The organism is Williamsia herbipolensis (assembly GCF_000964005.1).
GTDB classification, from domain to species: domain Bacteria; phylum Actinomycetota; class Actinomycetes; order Mycobacteriales; family Mycobacteriaceae; genus Williamsia_A; species Williamsia_A herbipolensis.
On sequence record NZ_JXYP01000028.1, the window covers coordinates 91,025 to 107,830 of the forward strand.

Sequence of the window (16,806 nt, forward strand, 5' to 3'; positions counted from 1 at the left end):
TGATCCGATCAACATTGACCGGCATGCCTCGTGCGTCGAATGTAGGGCCAGAATGCCTGAGCAGTCGAGGAGAAACGAGAGATCATGAGCGTCATCGTGGCCGAACCGGGTCTGTCCAATGTGTCGGTGGCACACACCGAGATCGGGGATGTGCGCGGCGAGGAGGGCTTCTACCAGTACCGGCAGTACAACGCCGTCTCCCTCGCGCGGTACCGCACGTTCGAGGAGGTGTGGTTCCTGTTCGTCCACGGTCGCCTCCCTGAGGCCTACGAGCTCGACCGTTTCGTGAACGAGGTGCGGTCCCTGCGCACGATCGGCGACGACCTGATGTCGGTGATCCGAGTGGTCGCCGCCACCGGTGGCGGTCGTCGGCCGCTGATCGGCCTGCGTACCGTGCTGTCGTCGCTCGCCGAGCTCGAGGGGATGGCACCGCTGTGGGACGCCGATCCGGACACGCGCGTCCGGCATGCCCTGCGGGTCTGCGCGGTGACACCGACCATTTTGGCTGCCCTGCACCGCATCTCGAACGGCGACGAACCGGTGCCGGCCCGCGACGATCTCGACACCGCCGCCCACTGGCTGCACACGATCACCGGCGAGGTGCCCACACCCGAACACGCCCGGGCCGTCGAGCAGTACCTGATCGCGACCATCGACCACGGTTTCAACGCGTCGACCTTCACCGCCCGCGTGATCGCCTCGACCGGTGCAGATCTGGTGTCCGCTGTCTGCGGCGCCGTTGGCGCGTTCTCCGGGCCGCTGCACGGCGGCGCACCCGACCGCGCACTCGACTCCCTCGACGAGATCGCGCTGACCGGTGGCGCCGAGGCGGCCACCGAATGGGCCCGTGGGCAGATGGCGGCGGGTGCACGGATCATGGGTTTCGGTCATGCGGTGTACCGCACCGTCGATCCCCGTTCGGAGTTGCTGCGGGACATCGCGATCGGCCTCGGCGGCGACACGGTCGACCTGGCCGTCGAGGTGGAGCGCGCGGTGGTGTCGGAGTTGGCCCGATCGCATCCCGACCGTCCGCTGTACGCCAACGTCGAGTTCTACGCGGGCGTGGTGATGGACCGCTGCGGGATACCGCGGACCATGTTCACACCGACCTTCACCATGAGCCGGGTGGTCGGTTGGTGCGCCAACATCCTCGAGCAGGCCCAGAGCCGCAAGATCATCCGACCCCGCGCGACGTACGTGGGACCGGAGGTGGTGGAGCTCGTGAGCTGACCGACATCGATACGATGCGGCCATGACGTTGCCACCGCGGGTGAGCGCGATCGTGTTCGACTGCGATGGTCTGCTTCTCGACACCGAGAGCTGCTGGTCACGTGCCGAGGCAGCCTTGTTCGCCGAGCACGGCCACGAATTCGGGCCGGCCGAGAAGGACATGCTCATCGGACGATCGGTCCCCGCCGCACCTCGACAGCTACGTCGAGGTCTCGATGACCGCCGACGACGTCGCCCACGCCAAACCTCATCCCGAGCCCTACCTTGTGGCGTTCGAGCGGCTCGGCGCTCGACCGTCGGACGGTGTGGCCCTCGAGGATTCGTCGACGGGTGTGGTTGCGGCGCAGACGGCGGGGGCCTTCGTGATCGCGGTGCCCTCACAGGCGGGGAAGGCACTGTCCGCGGACTTCGTCACCCACGCGCTGACCGACCCGGAGATCGTGGCGTGGGGAAGGACTGTGCGGGAACTCGAATGAGGTGGAAGTGGATCGGCGGCGTGACGCCTCCTTCCACTCTCAAGATATAGCGCAGTGGGGGTCTTGCCGCAAGACCCTGTGCTCGTTGCATACTCGCTGGCCACACCGCCGATCGAGTGAATCGAGACCCTCACGTGCCTTCGCCGACCCTGTCCGCGTTCGCCCTCCCCGACAGCCGCGCCGCGAAGGCCGATCCGTGTCTCATCCGCGGCGACGAGCAGCACTTCGCGGACATAGCGGCCACGCTGGACGCGTCGATCACCGAGCTCACAGGTCGGCTCGCGGTCCTGCGGTCGAGTCCGGGTGGTACCGGACGCGCGGCGATGGATCGCGACATGGAGATCCATCGCCTCACCGCGCGCGTGCGGACTCTGCGTCGCTACGGCATCGATCTGTGTCTCGGCCATATGGTTGCCGAGGACGATCCGCAGCCGGTCTACATCGGCCGACTCGGACTGACCGACGAGTCGGGGCGGACCCTGTTGCTCGATTGGCGCGCACCCGCCGCCGAACCGTTCTCCGGTGCCACCCATGCCCGGCCGATGGGGCTGGCGCGACGGCGTCGATTCCGATGGGAGTTGGGGCGGGTCACCGACTACTGGGACGAGGTGTTCCTCGCCGACGGTGCGGAGCGTGGTCACCCGGAGCCGACGCTCGACGATCAGTCCGCGTTCATCGCGAGTCTCGGCGCGGACCGATCACCGCGGATGCGCGACGTGCTGGGCACGATCGCTGCCGATCAGGACGCGATCATCCGCGCGGGGTCGCGCGGTGCACTCGTCGTCGACGGTGGGCCGGGCACCGGCAAGACCGTGGTGGCGCTGCATCGCACCGCGTATCTCCTCTACTCCGATCCACGGCTCGGCCACCACCGTGGCGGGGTGCTCTTCATCGGTCCCCACGATCCGTATCTCGCGTACATCGGTGATGTCCTGCCCAGCCTCGGCGAGGAAGGGGTGCAGACCGCGACGCTGCGCGATCTGGTCGCCGAGGGCGCCGAAGCCGAGGTCGAGGCCGATCCCGTTGCGGTCGGGGTGAAGTCGTCGCTGTCGATGCTCGACGCCGTCGAATCCGCGGTGGCGTTCTACGAGGATCCACCCACCGTGGGCATGACGGTCGAGACCGAGTGGGGCGATGTCCGATTGCGTCCGTCGGACTGGGCGGCCGCGTTCGACGCCGTGGAGCGGGGCACACCGCACAACGAGGCGCACGAGAGCATCTGGGATGCACTGGTCGACATCGTCGGGGCCACTGTCGACGACGTGCCGCCGGCGGAGCTACGGAAGTCGTTGCAGCGCAACCGTGACCTGACCTCGACGCTCGTGCGGGCGTGGCCGATGATCGAAGCGGCCGATCTCGTCGGCGATCTGTGGTCGGTGCCGGCATACCTCCGTGCGTGCGCTCCGTGGCTCGGCGCGCAGGAACTCGCCGCGGTGCGCCGAACGGCCGGCGGGCCGTGGACCGACGCCGATCTCCCCCTGCTGGACGCCGCGCGGCGTCGACTCGGCGATCCCGAGGCGTCACGGCGTCGGTCGTCACAACGCGGCGCGATCGAGGCCGAACGCGCGCGCAGGGCCGCCGTGGTCGACGACCTCATCGCCGCCGACAGCGCGGACACCAACGGCGGGGACTCCGACGGCGACGGTGACAGCACGAGTCTGGTGACGATGCTGCGCGGTGGTCATCTCCACGAGGTCCTCATCGACGAGGCCGCCCGCCCGACGGCCGACCCCGACCGGTTGGCGGGCCCGTTCGCGCACATCGTGGTCGACGAGGCGCAAGAACTGACCGACGCCCAGTGGCGGATGCTCGTCTCCCGCTGTCCGTCGAGGAGTTTCACGATCGTCGGGGATCGGGCACAGGCTCGCGGCGGGTTCGCCGAGAGCTGGCGGCAGCGCCTCGGACGGATAGGTCTCGATCGCGTCGAGTCGGCGTCGCTGCGCATCAACTACCGCACCCCGGGCGAGGTGATGGACCTCGCCGCGCCCGCGATCCGCGCAGCGCTGCCCGACGCGAACGTCCCGACCTCCATCCGCCGCAACGGCATCGCGGTGGATCACCGGCCGCGTCGAGAGCTGCACCTGATCGTCGAGGCATGGCTGGCCGAGCACGAGACGGGTGTCGCCTGCGTCATCGGCGACCCGGCGTTCCCAGGGACCGCGAGGGTCCGGTCGTTGCCGCCGGAGCTGGTCAAGGGTCTGGAGTTCGACCTGGTGGTGCTCGTCGAACCCGAGTCGTTCGGCGACGGCATCGGCGGCGCGGTCGACCGCTACGTGTCGATGACCCGGGCGACGCAGCGGTTGGTCATCCTGAGCGACGAACCCTGAGGGTGCTGCCGCGCGGCGTAGCGTCGGGGTGTGACTCGTTTCCGCGACCTCGCCGCCCTTGATGCGGCCGTCACGCAGTGTCGGGCGTGCCCGCGGTTGGTCGAATGGCGTGAGCGCGTCGCCCGCGAGAAGCGACGCGCTTTCGCCGACGAGACCTATTGGGGCCGGCCGGTACCCGGCATCGGACCAGCCGACGCCGCGTTCCTCATCATCGGGCTCGCACCGGCGGCGCACGGCGCCAATCGCACGGGTCGGATGTTCACCGGCGACCGCAGCGGGGATGTCCTGTTCGCGGCGCTGCACGCGGTGGGCCTCGCCAACCAACCGACGTCGGTCTCCGCCGACGACGGACTGACCCTGCGCGGCACCCGGATCACCGCGCCGGTGCACTGCGCTCCCCCGGCGAACAAGCCGACGCCCGCCGAACGCGACGAGTGTTCGCACTGGCTGCACTCGGAACTGACGTTGCTCGCCCCGACGGTGCGATCGGTGATGTCGCTCGGCGCCTTCGGATGGCGGGCCGCTCTCACCGTGCTGGGCGAGCACGGTTACGCGATACCCGTACCGCGGCCGGTGTTCGGTCACGGCGTGTCGGTCGACCTCGCCGGCGACGGCCTGCCCCCGCTCCGTCTGTTCGGCAGCTATCACGTGAGCCAGCAGAACACCTTCACCGGTCGGCTCACGCCGGCGATGCTCGAGGCCGTGTTACGCGAGGCAGCCGATTACGCCGGGTTGTGACGCCGGAGGGCGCCGTCGGGGAGAATGACGACATGTCCCCCGACGGCCCCACCTTCGACCCGATCGCGAAGGCGCGCGACAACTGGTCGAACGCCGGATGGGGCGACGTCGCCGACGGGATGGTCGCCGTCACGTCGGTGATGCGCGCCCACCAGATACTGCTCGCGCGCGTCGAGGCCGCGTTGCGCCCGTTCGATCTGAGCTTCTCCCGCTTCGAACTGCTGCGACTGCTCGCCTTCAGCCGCACCGGCGCACTGCCCATCACCAAAGCCAGTGTGCGGCTGCAGGTGCACGTCACCAGCGTCACGCACGCCATCCGGCGTCTCGAATCGGCAGGCCTCGTCGAGCGCATCCCCCACCCCACCGACGGCCGAACCACCCTCGTGCGCATCACCGACATCGGGCGCTCCACCGTCGAAGAGGCCACGAACACCCTCAACGACGACGTCTTCGCCGACATCGGGCTCCCCGCCGACCAGTCGCGCGCCCTGGTCGACGCCATCGAGACGCTCCGCCGCTCGGCCGGCGATTTCTGATCCCGTTGACCGACTGACTCGTTCGGCACCACCAGCACGGTCCGTCGAACGTGCACTCATCGGCATCGACCGGGCAGGTATTCGCATCGATCGGGCCGATGTCCTGCGCAGCCTGTGGATGACGCGGTACTGACTCCCGATTCGTGTCGGTGCCGTGCGGTAGCGTGATGATCAGGGGCGTCGACCACACTCAATCCGATTGTCTGTCAACCTGATTCGCTGACTCCACCCTTGCGCTCCTGTTCGAACGTATGTACGCTTGACGCATGACCGGGGGATCATTCATCGAATTCGCCGACCGATTGGTCGACGAGTTCGGTTCACAAGGAACAGTTGTCGCCGACGTCGACCGCGAGATCGTCGCCGCCATCCGTGGCGCCGTCGCTCTCCGGGCGGTGGTCGATGGGGTGTTGGCGCGGTTGACGTCACAGGCCGAGCGTGTCGGGGTTGCGACACACTGTGGGATGTCGTTGCGAGAACTGTTGGCCGCCAACGGTGTCGCGCCGGCCGTGGCGTCACGATTGATCCGCCTCGGACGGGCCGCGGAGGTCCTACCGGTGCTCGATCGACACTCGCGTGACGGTGGCCTGTCGGCCGAACATCTCGATGCGGTCGCCCGCGGGATCGATCATGTCGCGCGTCGCACCGGAGATACCGGTCGCCGAGAACCCAGAGTCGAACGAGTTGAGCTACAGCCAGGGCGACGACGGCAGGCTCCGCGGTGAGTTCGACCTCGACGTCGCCACCGGCGAACGGCTCATCACCGCCCTCGACAGAGCCTCACGACCCCGACCGAGCCCCGACGGAAGCCCCGACGTACGAACCGCCGCGCGGCGGCGAGCCGACAGCTTCGCTCAACTCGTGGAACTCGCGACCCGCAACCTCGCACCCGATGCGCTGTCCGGGGCGCCCGCGACCGAACTCGTCGTCACCGTCCCTCTCGACCGGCCCGACCCGGCACGACTGAACTGGCTCGGACCCATCAGCGACCTGACGACCAAACTCCTCGCCTGCGACGCGACACTCCTGGGCATCGGGGTCGACCTCAACGGTGCCCCGGTGTCCGTCGCCGCCGACAAACGACTGTTCACCGGCCACGCCCGAAAAGTCGTTCTCGCCCGCGACCGAGGCTGCGTGAAGTGTGGGGCACCCGCGGCGTGGTGCGACGTCCACCACATCGCTCACCACGCCGACGGCGGGAAGACGGTCGTGGACAACGGATGCCTGCTCTGCCGGTCGTGCCACACCGCCGTCCACACCGCCGGCTGGGACATCGTCATGGGCCACGACCGACACCCCTGGCTCATCCCACCGACCAGCGTCGACCCACGCCGAACCCCGCTACCCGCATACAACAGAAGAACTTTGACCATCATGGAACCGATGGCGGCCTAGCGGCGTCATAAGACCGACGCCCCGCCCACCCGCGGGAGCGCTACGAACATTGACAACTCCACAGTGTGAACCGCGGGCCCGCTCGTTGCGCAGCGGTCAGCGCAGGGTCTCGATGATGGCGCTGAAGTCCTTGCTGCCGTTGCTCTCCGCAAATGCGGCATAGATCTCGGCGGCATGGGTGCCCAGCGGTGCGGTGGCACCGGTGGAGCTGACTGCGTCCATGGCCAGACCGAGGTCCTTGTGCATGAGGGCGGTCGCGAAACCCGGGCGGAAGTCGTTGTTCGCGGGCGACGTCGGGACCGGGCCGGGTACCGGACAGTTGGTGTGCACCGACCAGCAGTTGCCGGTGGCGCCGGTGATCACGTCGAACAGCGATTCCGCCGACAGGCCGAGTTTCTCGGCCAGCACGAACGCCTCGCCGACGACGATCTGCTGCACGGCGAGCACCATGTTGTTGCACACCTTCGCCGCCTGGCCGCTTCCGGGGCCGCCGCAGTGGATCACCTTGCCCGCCATGGGTTCGAGCACGGGTGAGGCGGCCGCGAACGCGTCGTCGATGCCGCCGACCATGAACGCGAGGGTTCCGGCCACCGCGCCTTTCACGCCGCCGGAGACCGGGGCGTCGACCTGGGCGAAGCCGAATTCGGCGGCGAGGGTGTTCATGTCACGGGCGTCGTCGACGGAGATGGTGGAGCTGTCGATGAAGACCGCCCCGTCCTGGGCGACGGGGAGGATCTCCGCGTACGCCGATCGCACCAGTGCACCGCTGGGCAGCATCGTGATCACCACCGCCGCGCGTTCGACGGCCTGGACGGCGGTCTCGGCGAGCAGGACACCGTTCTCGGCGGCGGCGGCCGCCGCCGCGGGCACCGGGTCGTATCCGGCGACGGTGTGCCCTGCGGCGACGAGATTGGCGGCCATGGGTCCACCCATGTTGCCCAGTCCGAGGAACGCGATGGTGGTCATGGGTTCTCCTTGGCGATGGCACGGCCTATGACCATGCGCATGATCTCGTTGGTTCCCTCGAGGATTCGGTTGACCCGCAGATCGCGGACGATCTTCTCCAGCCCGTAGTCGTGCAGGTAGCCGTAGCCGCCGTGGAGCTGCAACGCCTGGTCGGCGACGGAGAAACACCGCTCGGTGACGAAGCGTTTCGCCATCGCGCAGCTCGTCACCTTGTCGGGGTGGTCGGCGTCGAGGGCTGCCGCGGCGTTCCACAGCATCAGCCGTGATGCCTCGAGGTCGATCGCCATGTCGGCCAGAGCGAAACGGATGGTGGGTTCGTCGATGAGACTGCCCCCGAACGCCTCCCGCTCACGCAGATACCGGCGCGTACGGGCCATCGCATCCTGCGCTCCGCCGAGCGAACACGCCGCGATGTTGATGCGGCCGCCGTTGAGACCGTTCATCGCGATACGGAAGCCCGTTCCCTCACCGGCATCGCCGCCGACCATGTTGGCCGCGGGGACGCGGACGTCGTCGAACACGACCGCAGCGGTCGGCTGGGCATGCCAGCCCATCTTCTTCTCCTGCGCGCCGAAGGACAGCCCGGGTGTGCCGTTCTCGACGATGAAGGTGGAGATGCCCTTCGGGCCGTCGCCACCGGTGCGGGCCATCACGATGTAGACATCGGATGTGCCTGCACCGGAGATGAACTGCTTGACACCGTTGAGGACGAAATCGTCGCCGTCACGGTCGGCGCGGGTCCGCAGGGCTGCCGCATCCGATCCCGCGGACGGCTCGGTGAGGCAGTAGCTGGCGATGCACTCCATGCTCGCCATCCGCGGAACCCACGTCGCCCGCTGCTCGGCCGTCCCGTAGCAGTCGACCATCCAGGTCGCCATGTTGTGGATCGACAGGAACGCCGCGGTGGTCGGGTCGGCGGCGGCGAGCTCGGTGAAGATCCGCACGCCGTCGAGGCGCGTCAACCCGCTGCCACCGAACTCCTCGGAGCAGTAGATCGCCGCCATCCCCAGTTCCGCCGCCTCGCGGAGTTCCTCGGCGGGAAAGTGTTTCTCGGCATCCCAGGCGAGCGCGTGCGGGGCGATCCGCTTCGCGGCGAACGCCGCAGCGGTGTCGGCGATCACGCGGTCGTCGGCCGACAGCGTCGCGTCGAGGACGCTCACTGCATCGTGGGGATGGAGAACTCGGCCCCGTCCTTGATGCCCGACGGCCACCTGGTCGTGATGGTCTTGACCTTGGTGTAGAACTGGATCGCCGCCGGCCCGTGCTGGTTCAGGTCACCGAATCCGGAACGCTTCCAGCCACCGAAGGTGTGGTACGCCACCGGAACCGGGATCGGGACGTTCACGCCCACCATGCCGACCTGGACCCGCGCGCAGAAGTCGCGGGCGGCGTCGCCGTCCTGGGTGAAGATCGCGACACCGTTGCCGTACTGGTGATCCGACGCCAGCGCGAGCGCCTCCTCGTAGTCACCGGCCCGCACGATGCACAGCACCGGGCCGAAGATCTCGTCGGTGTAGATCGACATCTCCTTGGTGACGTGGTCGAACAGGGTGGGTCCGATGAAGTAACCGGCCTCGAGCTGCTCGTCTCCGAAGGTGAGGTCGTCGCTGGCGCGGTCGCGTCCGTCGACGACGAGGTCGGCGCCGGCGTCGACGCCCTGACCGATGTAGTCGCGCACGCGCTCGAGCGCGGCGCCGCTGACCAGCGGGCCGTAGTCGGCCTTCGGGTCGTGGCTGTGACCGACGCGCAGCGCGGTCACCCGGTCGATCAGCCTGTCGCGCAGGCGGTTCGCGGTCTCCTCGCCGACGGGGACGGCGACACTGATCGCCATGCACCGTTCGCCGGCGCTGCCGTAACCGGCGCCGATCAACGCGTCGACGGCCTGATCGAGGTCGGCGTCGGGAAGGATGATCATGTGGTTCTTGGCACCGCCGAAGCACTGCGACCGCTTGCCGTTCGCCGCGGCGGTCTCGTAGATGTACTGCGCGATGTCCGACGACCCGACGAAGCCCAGCGCCTGGACATCGGGGTGGGTCAGCAACGCGTCGACGGCGACCTTGTCACCGTGCACCACCTGGAAGACCCCGGCGGGCAGACCGGCCTCGAGAAACAGCTCGGCCAGCCGCAGCGGGACCGACGGGTCGCGCTCGCTCGGCTTGAGGATGAAGGCGTTGCCACACGCCAACGCCGGGCCGGCCTTCCACAGCGGGATCATCGCGGGGAAGTTGAACGGCGTGATGCCGGCGACCACGCCGAGCGGCTGGCGGACCGAGTGCACGTCGATGCCCGTGCCGGCCCCCTCGGTGAACTCGCCCTTGAGCAGGTGCGGGATCCCGATGGCGAATTCGATGACCTCGACACCACGCTGGATGTCGCCGTGGGCGTCGGCGATGGTCTTGCCGTGCTCGATCGACAGCAGCTCGGCGAGCTCGTCGGCGTTCTGGTTGACCAGGTCGACGAAACGCATCATCACTCGCGCCCGCTTCTGCGGGTTCCATGCGGCCCACACCCGCTGGGCGGCGACCGACGACGCGACGACCTCGTTGACCTCCTCGACCGAGGCGAGCGGGACCGTGGCCTGCACCGCCCCGGTGGACGGGTTCATCACGTCGGCGCTTCGTCCGGACGTACCCGGCCGGCGCGCACCGTCGACGAAATGCGGGATCTCTGAGGTCATGGTGTGTCTCCGACTCGATGTGGTGAGAGTGGGCGGGGTGTGTCCCCGATCACGGTATACTTGCATATCCTAGTGTTTGCCCGCCAGGTGTCCAACCCGGCCGGGAATCCGACTCCAGAGGTGGCCCGTGTCCCATTCGCAGGAATCCAGAACCGAGACCTTCCGTTCGGCGCGCGACCTCCTGGTGCGCCACGCCGACGACTACGAGACCGCGGTCGCCGAGTTCCGGTGGCCGCAGTTCGACGAGTGGAACTGGGCGCTCGACTGGTTCGACGCGATTGCCCGCAACGCCGACGGGTCGCCGAACGACGCACCGGCGCTGTGGATCGTCGAGGAGGACGGTAGCGAATCGATCCACAGCTTCGCCGACATGAGTGCCCGCTCGACGCGGGTCGCGGGGTGGCTCGACGGACTCGGCGTCGCGGCCGGTGACCGCATCCTGCTGATGCTGGCCAACCAGGTCGAACTCTGGCAGGTGATGCTCGCCGCGATGAAGATCGGCGCCGTCGTCATCCCCGCGACCACGTTGCTCTCCGAGGCCGACATCGCCGACCGCATCGACCGCGGCGGCGTCGCCCACGTGATCGCGCGCAGCGAACTCGCCCCCACCTTCGACGCGGTCGGTGCGCGGCACACCCGGATCGCGGTCGGCGACGTCGTCGACGGCTGGACCTCCTACGCCGACTCCGCCGACGCCCCGCTCGAGTTCACGCCGAGCCACACCACCCGCGCCGACGACACGCTGCTGCTGTACTTCACCTCCGGCACCACCTCGAAGCCGAAGCTGGTGGAGCACACCCACGTCTCGTATCCGGTGGGCCACCTGTCGACGATGTACTGGATCGGTCTGCGGCCCGGCGACATCCACCTCAACGTCAGCTCCCCGGGTTGGGCGAAGCACGCGTGGTCGAACGTCTTCGCGCCGTGGAACGCGCAGGCGTGCGTGTTCATCTACAACTACGCCCGCTTCGACGCGAAGGCGCTGATGGATCAGATGCAGCGCTGCGGCGTGACCAGCTTCTGCGCCCCACCGACGGTGTGGCGCATGCTGATCCAGTCCGACCTGTCGCGCCTCACGACCCCGCCGCGGGTGGCGGTCGGCGCCGGTGAGCCGCTCAACCCCGAGGTCATCGACCGCGTGCGCCGGGCGTGGGGGGTCACGATCCGCGACGGCTTCGGACAGACCGAGACCACGGTGCAGATCGCGAACTCGCCGGGACAACCGCTCAAGGACGGGTCGATGGGCCGCCCGTGCCCCGGCTACCGGATCACCCTCGTCGACCCCGCCACCGGGACGCCGGGCGTCGACGAGGGTGAGATCTGCATAGACCTTGCGCACCGGCCGCTCGGACTCATGGTCGGCTACCACGGCGACCCCGAACGGACCGCGACGGCGATGGCCGGCGGCTACTACCACTCCGGTGACGTCGGCAGTCGCGACGCCGACGGCTACATCACCTACGTCGGCCGCACCGACGACGTCTTCAAGTCCAGCGACTACCGGATCAGTCCGTTCGAGCTGGAATCGGTTCTGCTCGAACACGATGCCGTCGCCGAGGCCGCCGTCGTCCCCGCCCCCGACGAACTCCGCCTGTCGGTGCCGAAGGCGTACATCGTGCTGGCCCCGGGCCACGGACCCACCGAGGAGACGGCCAATGCGATCTTCGCCCACAGTCGCGCCCAGCTCGCCGGCTACAAGAGGGTCCGCCGAATCACCTTCGCCGAGCTGCCCAAGACCATCAGCGGCAAGATCCGTCGCGTCGAACTGCGTGGGCTCGAGACGGGAGGCGGCGACAATGCACTCGTCGAATTCCGCGAACCCTCGTCGGCGACGATCGATAGCGTGGGGTCATGACGCGCACACTCGCCCTCGACGATCTCATCGCGGCGCTCCCCGAGGGGATGGTCGTCACCGATCCGGACATCTGCGGCGGGTACCGACAGGACCGCGCACTCGACCCCGACGCGGCGATCCCATTGGCCGTGGTGCGCGCGGAGTCGACCGATCACGTCGTCGCGGCCGTGCGATGGTGCGCGGCGAACCGTGTCGCGATCGTGCCCCGCGGCGCGGGCACCGGACTCTCGGGTGGGTCGGGCGGCGTCAACGGGGCGATCACCATCTCCACCGAACGGATGCGCGCCATCGAGATCGACACCGTGATGCGGGTGGCCGTCGTCCAGCCCGGGCTCCTGAACGGCGAGGTGAAAGCCGCTGCCGCACAGCACGGCCTGTGGTATCCGCCCGATCCGTCGTCGTTCGAGATCTGCTCGATCGGCGGCAACGCGGCAACGAACGCCGGTGGGTTGTGCTGCGTGAAGTACGGCGTGACGACCGATTACGTGCTGGGCATGCAGGTCGTGCTCGCCGACGGTCGCGCCGTACGGCTCGGCGGTCCGCGCCTGAAGGACTCCGCCGGGTTGTCGTTGACGAAACTGTTCGTCGGCAGCGAGGGCACCCTCGGCATCATCACCGAGGTCACGCTGCGACTGCTGCCGCCGCAGCCGGCCGCGTCGACGGTGGTCGGCAGCTTCGCCAGCGTCCACGACGCCACCGAGGCGGTGCTGGCGATCACCGATCGGATCCGTCCGGCGATGCTCGAGTTCATGGACTCCGTCGCCATCAACGCCGTCGAGGATCACCTCAAGATGGGCCTCGACCGCTCGGCAGGCGCGATGCTCGTCGCCCAGAGCGACTCCCCCGGTGCTGCGGCCGCCGAGGAGATCGCCGTCATCACAGCGGCATTCGAGGCGAACAACGCCACCGAGGTGTTCGCCACCGACGATGTCGCCGAGGGTGAGGCGTTCACCGTGGCCCGACGCATGGCCATCCCCGCGGTGGAGAAGCTCGGTTCACTGTTACTCGAGGACGTCGGGGTGCCGCTGCCGACACTGCCCGACCTCGTCGACGGGATCGCGGCGATCGCCGCCCAACGCGAGGTGATGATCTCGGTCATCGCCCACGCCGGCGACGGGAACACCCACCCGCTCATCGTGTTCGACCCCGACGACACCGACCAGGCCGCCCGCGCGCAACTCGCGTTCGGCGAGGTCATGGATCTCGCGATCGGGCTCGGCGGCACCATCACCGGCGAGCACGGCGTGGGTCGACTGAAGAAGCCGTGGCTGCCCGATCAGGTCGGCGCCGACGTCATGGACATCAGTCGTCGCATCAAGGACGCCCTCGACCCTGACCACCTGATGAACCCCGGCACCATGTTCTGACCGGCCGGGTCGGTCGTTCACACCTAGTAGCCGAAGTACTTCTCCAGCAGTCGAAGCCAGATCTCACTGCCCGTCGGGTACGACGGGACGGCGTGCCAGAGATCGTCGACGGTGACCTTCCCGACGATGGCGATGGTGGCCGCGTGGATGAGCTCGCCGACCTCGGGGCCGACGAACGTGGCGCCCACCAGCGTGCGTGTCTTGTCGTCGACGACGATCTGCGCGGTGCCGGTCGCGTCGTCGCGCAGCAGTCCGATGCCCGATGCGGCCGTGATCGGCTGGCTCACCACGGTCACCGGCCGTCCACGCTCGCGCGCGTCGCGGGCGGTGAGCCCGGTGCTGCCGACCTGCGGATCGGTGAACACCGCCTGCGGCACCGGCACGTCGCCGCGGACCGGCGGCGGCGTGCGGCCCTCGGCGCGGGCGGCGATACGCGCACCGACGACACGCGCCTGGTACTTGCCCCAGTGGGTCAGCATCGGCCCGAACGACACGTCGCCCACGGCGTACAGCCAGTCGTGGCCGCCCGGGTCGACCGCGGACAGATCGGACGGATCGTCGATGCCGACCGAGTCGAGACCCAGTCCGTCGGTGGCGGGCGTGCGGCCCGCGGCGACGAGGATCTCGGCGGCGGTGAGGTCCTCACCGTCGACGGCCACGGTGACCGGACCGCCGTGGGAGACACCCACCGACGAGCCGTCACCGGCATCGGGGGTCACGTCGTCGCGCCGGGGGTCGGAGATGCTGACACCGGTGCGCACCTCGACGCCCGCCGCGCGCAGCCCTTCGATCACCGCCTCACCGACGAAGTCGTCGAGGGCGCCGAGCACCTGCCCGCGGACGAGCATCGTCACCGCGGTGCCCAGTGCGCTCATCCACGTCGCCGCCTCGCAGGCCACCACGCCGCCGCCGATCACGATGAGCGACTCCGGTACCTCGCGAACGCCGGTCGCGTCGCGCGACGTCCACGGGTGCAGGTCGGCGAACACGCCGGGGACGCTCGCGGTGCTCCCCGTTCCGAGGACCACCGCCTGCCGCGCGGTCAGGGTGCGTTCGCCGTCGTCGGTGGTGACGCGGACGGTGCGGTCGCCGACGAGTGCTCCGCGGCCGGAGATGACGTCGATGCCGGCACCCTGGGCCCAGGACCGCTGCCCGGAGTCGTCGTAGCCGCTGACCCAGGTGTCGCGCCGTGCGAGCAGGGCGGCGGTGTCGAGATCACCGACCGACACACCGTCGAGGTGTCGACCCGCGGCGACCACCTCCACCGGCCGTAAGAGCGCCTTGCTCGGCATACACGCCCAGTAGGAGCACTCACCGCCCAGGAGATCGGCCTCCACGATGGCGGCGGTGCGATCGGATCCGGCGATGGCGAACTGGGCGGCCACCTCACCGGCGGGCCCACCGCCGATGACGATGACGTCGTAGGTGTCGTTCATCGACCCAGCCTGCTACGCGATGAGCTCGCTGTCACGGGGGGCCGTCGACGCGGGCGTGTCGACACCCCGCACCGCCGAGAGGGTGGCGAGGGTGATGACCGCGCGGACCATCACGACGAGCACGATCACCATCACGGTGGTCTGCCACCAGCCGACGACGACCGCCTCGCCCAGCAGTGTCACGCCGAGCGCCATCGACACCGCGGGTTCCATCACCGTCATCGCCGGGAACGAGGTCTGCAGTTCACCGGCGACGAAGCTGCGCTGCTGGGCGACGACGCCGCCGATCGCCACGACGACGAACAGATAGACCTCGGGGCGCGCGTAGAGGTTGAGCGGATCGTGCAGCGCCACGTAGACGACGGTCTTGATGAGCAGTGCGCCGATACCGAACAGTGTGCCGGCGACCAGGCCGTAGAACAGGGCGCGGTTGTGGTCGCTGGATCGTTCGGCGATCACGACCAACACGATCAGCAGCGCGATGATGGCGGCGATCGTGGCGACGATCAGGGCGTGGTCGGGTCGGCGATCGACCTCGCGCGGGTCGGCGATGAGCAGGAAGATGCCGACGCAGGCGACGAGCGCGCCACCCCATGCCCACTCGTAGCGGCTGGGGTGCCGGTGATCGAGCCACGCCTCGAGCGGCAACGCGAACAACACCGCGAGGACCACCAGCGGCTGCACGAGCAGGATCGATCCGAGGCCCAGCGCCGCCGCGTGCAGGCCGAACCCGCCGAGCGCGATGCCCGCGCCGAGACACCACACGAGCGTGATCGCGCCGCCCTCGCACGAGGCGCGTTGACGCAGCACGGTTCCCGCCGCGATCAGCGCTGCCGCGCCGACCGCCAGCAGCGCGGGGAGCCAGGTGTGCACGTGTTCGAGGTTAGTGGCCGGCCCGGGATGTGCCACCCAGGGAAACGCCCGTGGCGTTCGCGGACACGAGTTCCGGAGGCGCCTCGAACTCCGTTTCGCGAGCTGCGGCGTGCTTGGCCAGCACCACCACCGCGTAGAACATGAGGATCAACACACCACCGGCGAACACGCCCTCGACGACGTCGACGTCGGCGCGCTCACCGAGCAGCAGCACGCCCAGCGCCATGGCGACCGCGGGTTCCATGACGGTCATGGCCGGGAACGACGTCTGCAGGTCGTGGGCGGCGAAGGCGAGCTGTTGCGCCCACACCGACCCGCCAGCGACGACGATGATCAGGTAGAGCTCGGGGTGGACGAAGATGTGCGCGATCCCGTCCCCCATCTGGTTCGTGACGCCCTTGACGAGGAACGACTGCACGCCGGTCAACAGCCCCGACGCCGAACCGAAGAGCAGCGCCCGGTAGTGCAGCGACACGAACTTCGCGCCCACCACCAGTCCGGCGAGGACGACGAGGACCGCGACGACGGTGCCGACGAACACCCACGGGCCCGGGGAGGACTCCGACGGTGTCGGCATGGCGATCAGCACGAACGCGGCGATGCACAGGGTGAGGACGATGCCCCACTTCCACTCCTGGAACGTGAGCCGCCGATGGTCGAGGTAGGCCTCCATCGGCAACGCGAACAACACCGACAGCACGATGAGCGGCTGCACCAACAGCAGGGTGCCCAGCCCCAGGGCGACGGCCTGCAGCGCGAACCCGCCCGCGGCGATGAGCACGCCCAGCCACCAGCGCCGGGTGATGCCACCGGTCGGCGTCGACGACCGCTGCCGCACCAGAGTTCCCGTCGCGACCAGCAACGCCGACAGCACGGCGAGCGTCGCGGGCAGGAACAGGTGCATCGCGCCCACGCTACTGGCCCACACGG

General features: G+C 69.0%; 14 protein-coding genes. 8 read left to right on the plus strand and 6 right to left on the minus strand.

The features are described 5' to 3' along the window. Positions 1-84 precede the first annotated feature (84 nt). The 6 genes from TU34_RS15485 (at position 85) to TU34_RS15510 (ending at position 6,702) form a co-directional block, all read left to right on the plus strand. Entirely contained in the window at positions 85-1,230 is a 1,146-nt protein-coding gene (locus tag TU34_RS15485) for a citrate/2-methylcitrate synthase (protein WP_045823787.1), read from the plus strand. 215 nt (positions 1,231-1,445) lie between these two features. After that, entirely contained in the window at positions 1,446-1,706 is a 261-nt protein-coding gene (locus tag TU34_RS24350; RefSeq protein ID WP_045823788.1) for an HAD-IA family hydrolase, read from the plus strand. A 134-nt stretch (positions 1,707-1,840) separates the two neighbouring features. Next, entirely contained in the window at positions 1,841-4,033 is a 2,193-nt protein-coding gene (gene helR, locus TU34_RS15495) for an RNA polymerase recycling motor ATPase HelR (protein WP_045823789.1), read from the plus strand. Between the two features lie 30 nt (positions 4,034-4,063). Beyond that, positions 4,064-4,771 carry a uracil-DNA glycosylase gene (locus tag TU34_RS15500; protein ID WP_045823790.1) on the plus strand — a complete coding sequence of 236 codons (708 nt, stop codon included), beginning with the start codon at positions 4,064-4,066 and terminating at the stop codon, positions 4,769-4,771. A gap of 32 nt (positions 4,772-4,803) precedes the next feature. Further along, positions 4,804-5,307 (plus strand): MarR family winged helix-turn-helix transcriptional regulator, encoded by a 504-nt coding sequence (locus tag TU34_RS15505; protein ID WP_045823841.1) that lies wholly within the window; start codon positions 4,804-4,806, stop codon positions 5,305-5,307. 630 nt (positions 5,308-5,937) lie between these two features. Beyond that, positions 5,938-6,702, plus strand: a complete 765-nt coding sequence (locus tag TU34_RS15510; protein WP_052688967.1) for an HNH endonuclease — start codon at positions 5,938-5,940, stop codon at positions 6,700-6,702. Between the two features lie 96 nt (positions 6,703-6,798). On the opposite strand, the gene mmsB is transcribed toward TU34_RS15510, so the two are convergent. From mmsB to TU34_RS15525, 3 genes are read right to left on the minus strand one after another with little or no spacing between them, the layout of a single operon-like run. Continuing rightward, on the minus strand, positions 6,799-7,668 hold the full coding sequence (gene mmsB / locus TU34_RS15515) for a 3-hydroxyisobutyrate dehydrogenase (protein ID WP_045823791.1): 870 nt from the start codon (positions 7,666-7,668) through the stop codon (positions 6,799-6,801). Next, positions 7,665-8,828 carry an acyl-CoA dehydrogenase family protein gene (locus TU34_RS15520; protein ID WP_082080332.1) on the minus strand — a complete coding sequence of 388 codons (1,164 nt, stop codon included), beginning with the start codon at positions 8,826-8,828 and terminating at the stop codon, positions 7,665-7,667. Before TU34_RS15520 ends, mmsB begins: the two co-directional genes overlap by 4 nt. Next, entirely contained in the window at positions 8,825-10,345 is a 1,521-nt protein-coding gene (locus TU34_RS15525) for a CoA-acylating methylmalonate-semialdehyde dehydrogenase (protein ID WP_045823792.1), read from the minus strand. The genes TU34_RS15520 and TU34_RS15525 overlap by 4 nt, the downstream gene beginning before the upstream one ends. A 127-nt stretch (positions 10,346-10,472) precedes the next feature. On the opposite strand from TU34_RS15525, the gene TU34_RS15530 reads away from it, so the two are divergent. Beyond that, positions 10,473-12,200, plus strand: coding sequence for an AMP-binding protein (locus tag TU34_RS15530; protein WP_045823793.1), 1,728 nt, complete (start codon positions 10,473-10,475; stop codon positions 12,198-12,200). Then, positions 12,197-13,567, plus strand: a complete 1,371-nt coding sequence (locus TU34_RS15535) for an FAD-binding oxidoreductase (RefSeq protein WP_045823794.1) — start codon at positions 12,197-12,199, stop codon at positions 13,565-13,567. The genes TU34_RS15530 and TU34_RS15535 overlap by 4 nt, the downstream gene beginning before the upstream one ends. Before the next feature lie 23 nt (positions 13,568-13,590). Here TU34_RS15535 and TU34_RS23635 read toward each other — a convergent pair whose 3' ends face one another. The 3 genes from TU34_RS23635 to TU34_RS15550 are packed head-to-tail and all read right to left on the minus strand — an operon-like array spanning position 13,591 to position 16,780. Continuing rightward, positions 13,591-15,003 carry a dihydrolipoyl dehydrogenase family protein gene (locus TU34_RS23635; protein WP_045823795.1) on the minus strand — a complete coding sequence of 471 codons (1,413 nt, stop codon included), beginning with the start codon at positions 15,001-15,003 and terminating at the stop codon, positions 13,591-13,593. A gap of 12 nt (positions 15,004-15,015) precedes the next feature. Next, positions 15,016-15,876, minus strand: a complete 861-nt coding sequence (locus tag TU34_RS23640; protein WP_045823796.1) for a DMT family transporter — start codon at positions 15,874-15,876, stop codon at positions 15,016-15,018. A 10-nt stretch (positions 15,877-15,886) separates the two neighbouring features. Next, positions 15,887-16,780: a DMT family transporter gene (locus TU34_RS15550; protein WP_045823843.1), complete on the minus strand. Its 894-nt coding sequence runs from the start codon at positions 16,778-16,780 to the stop codon at positions 15,887-15,889. Between the last annotated feature and the right edge of the window lie 26 nt (positions 16,781-16,806).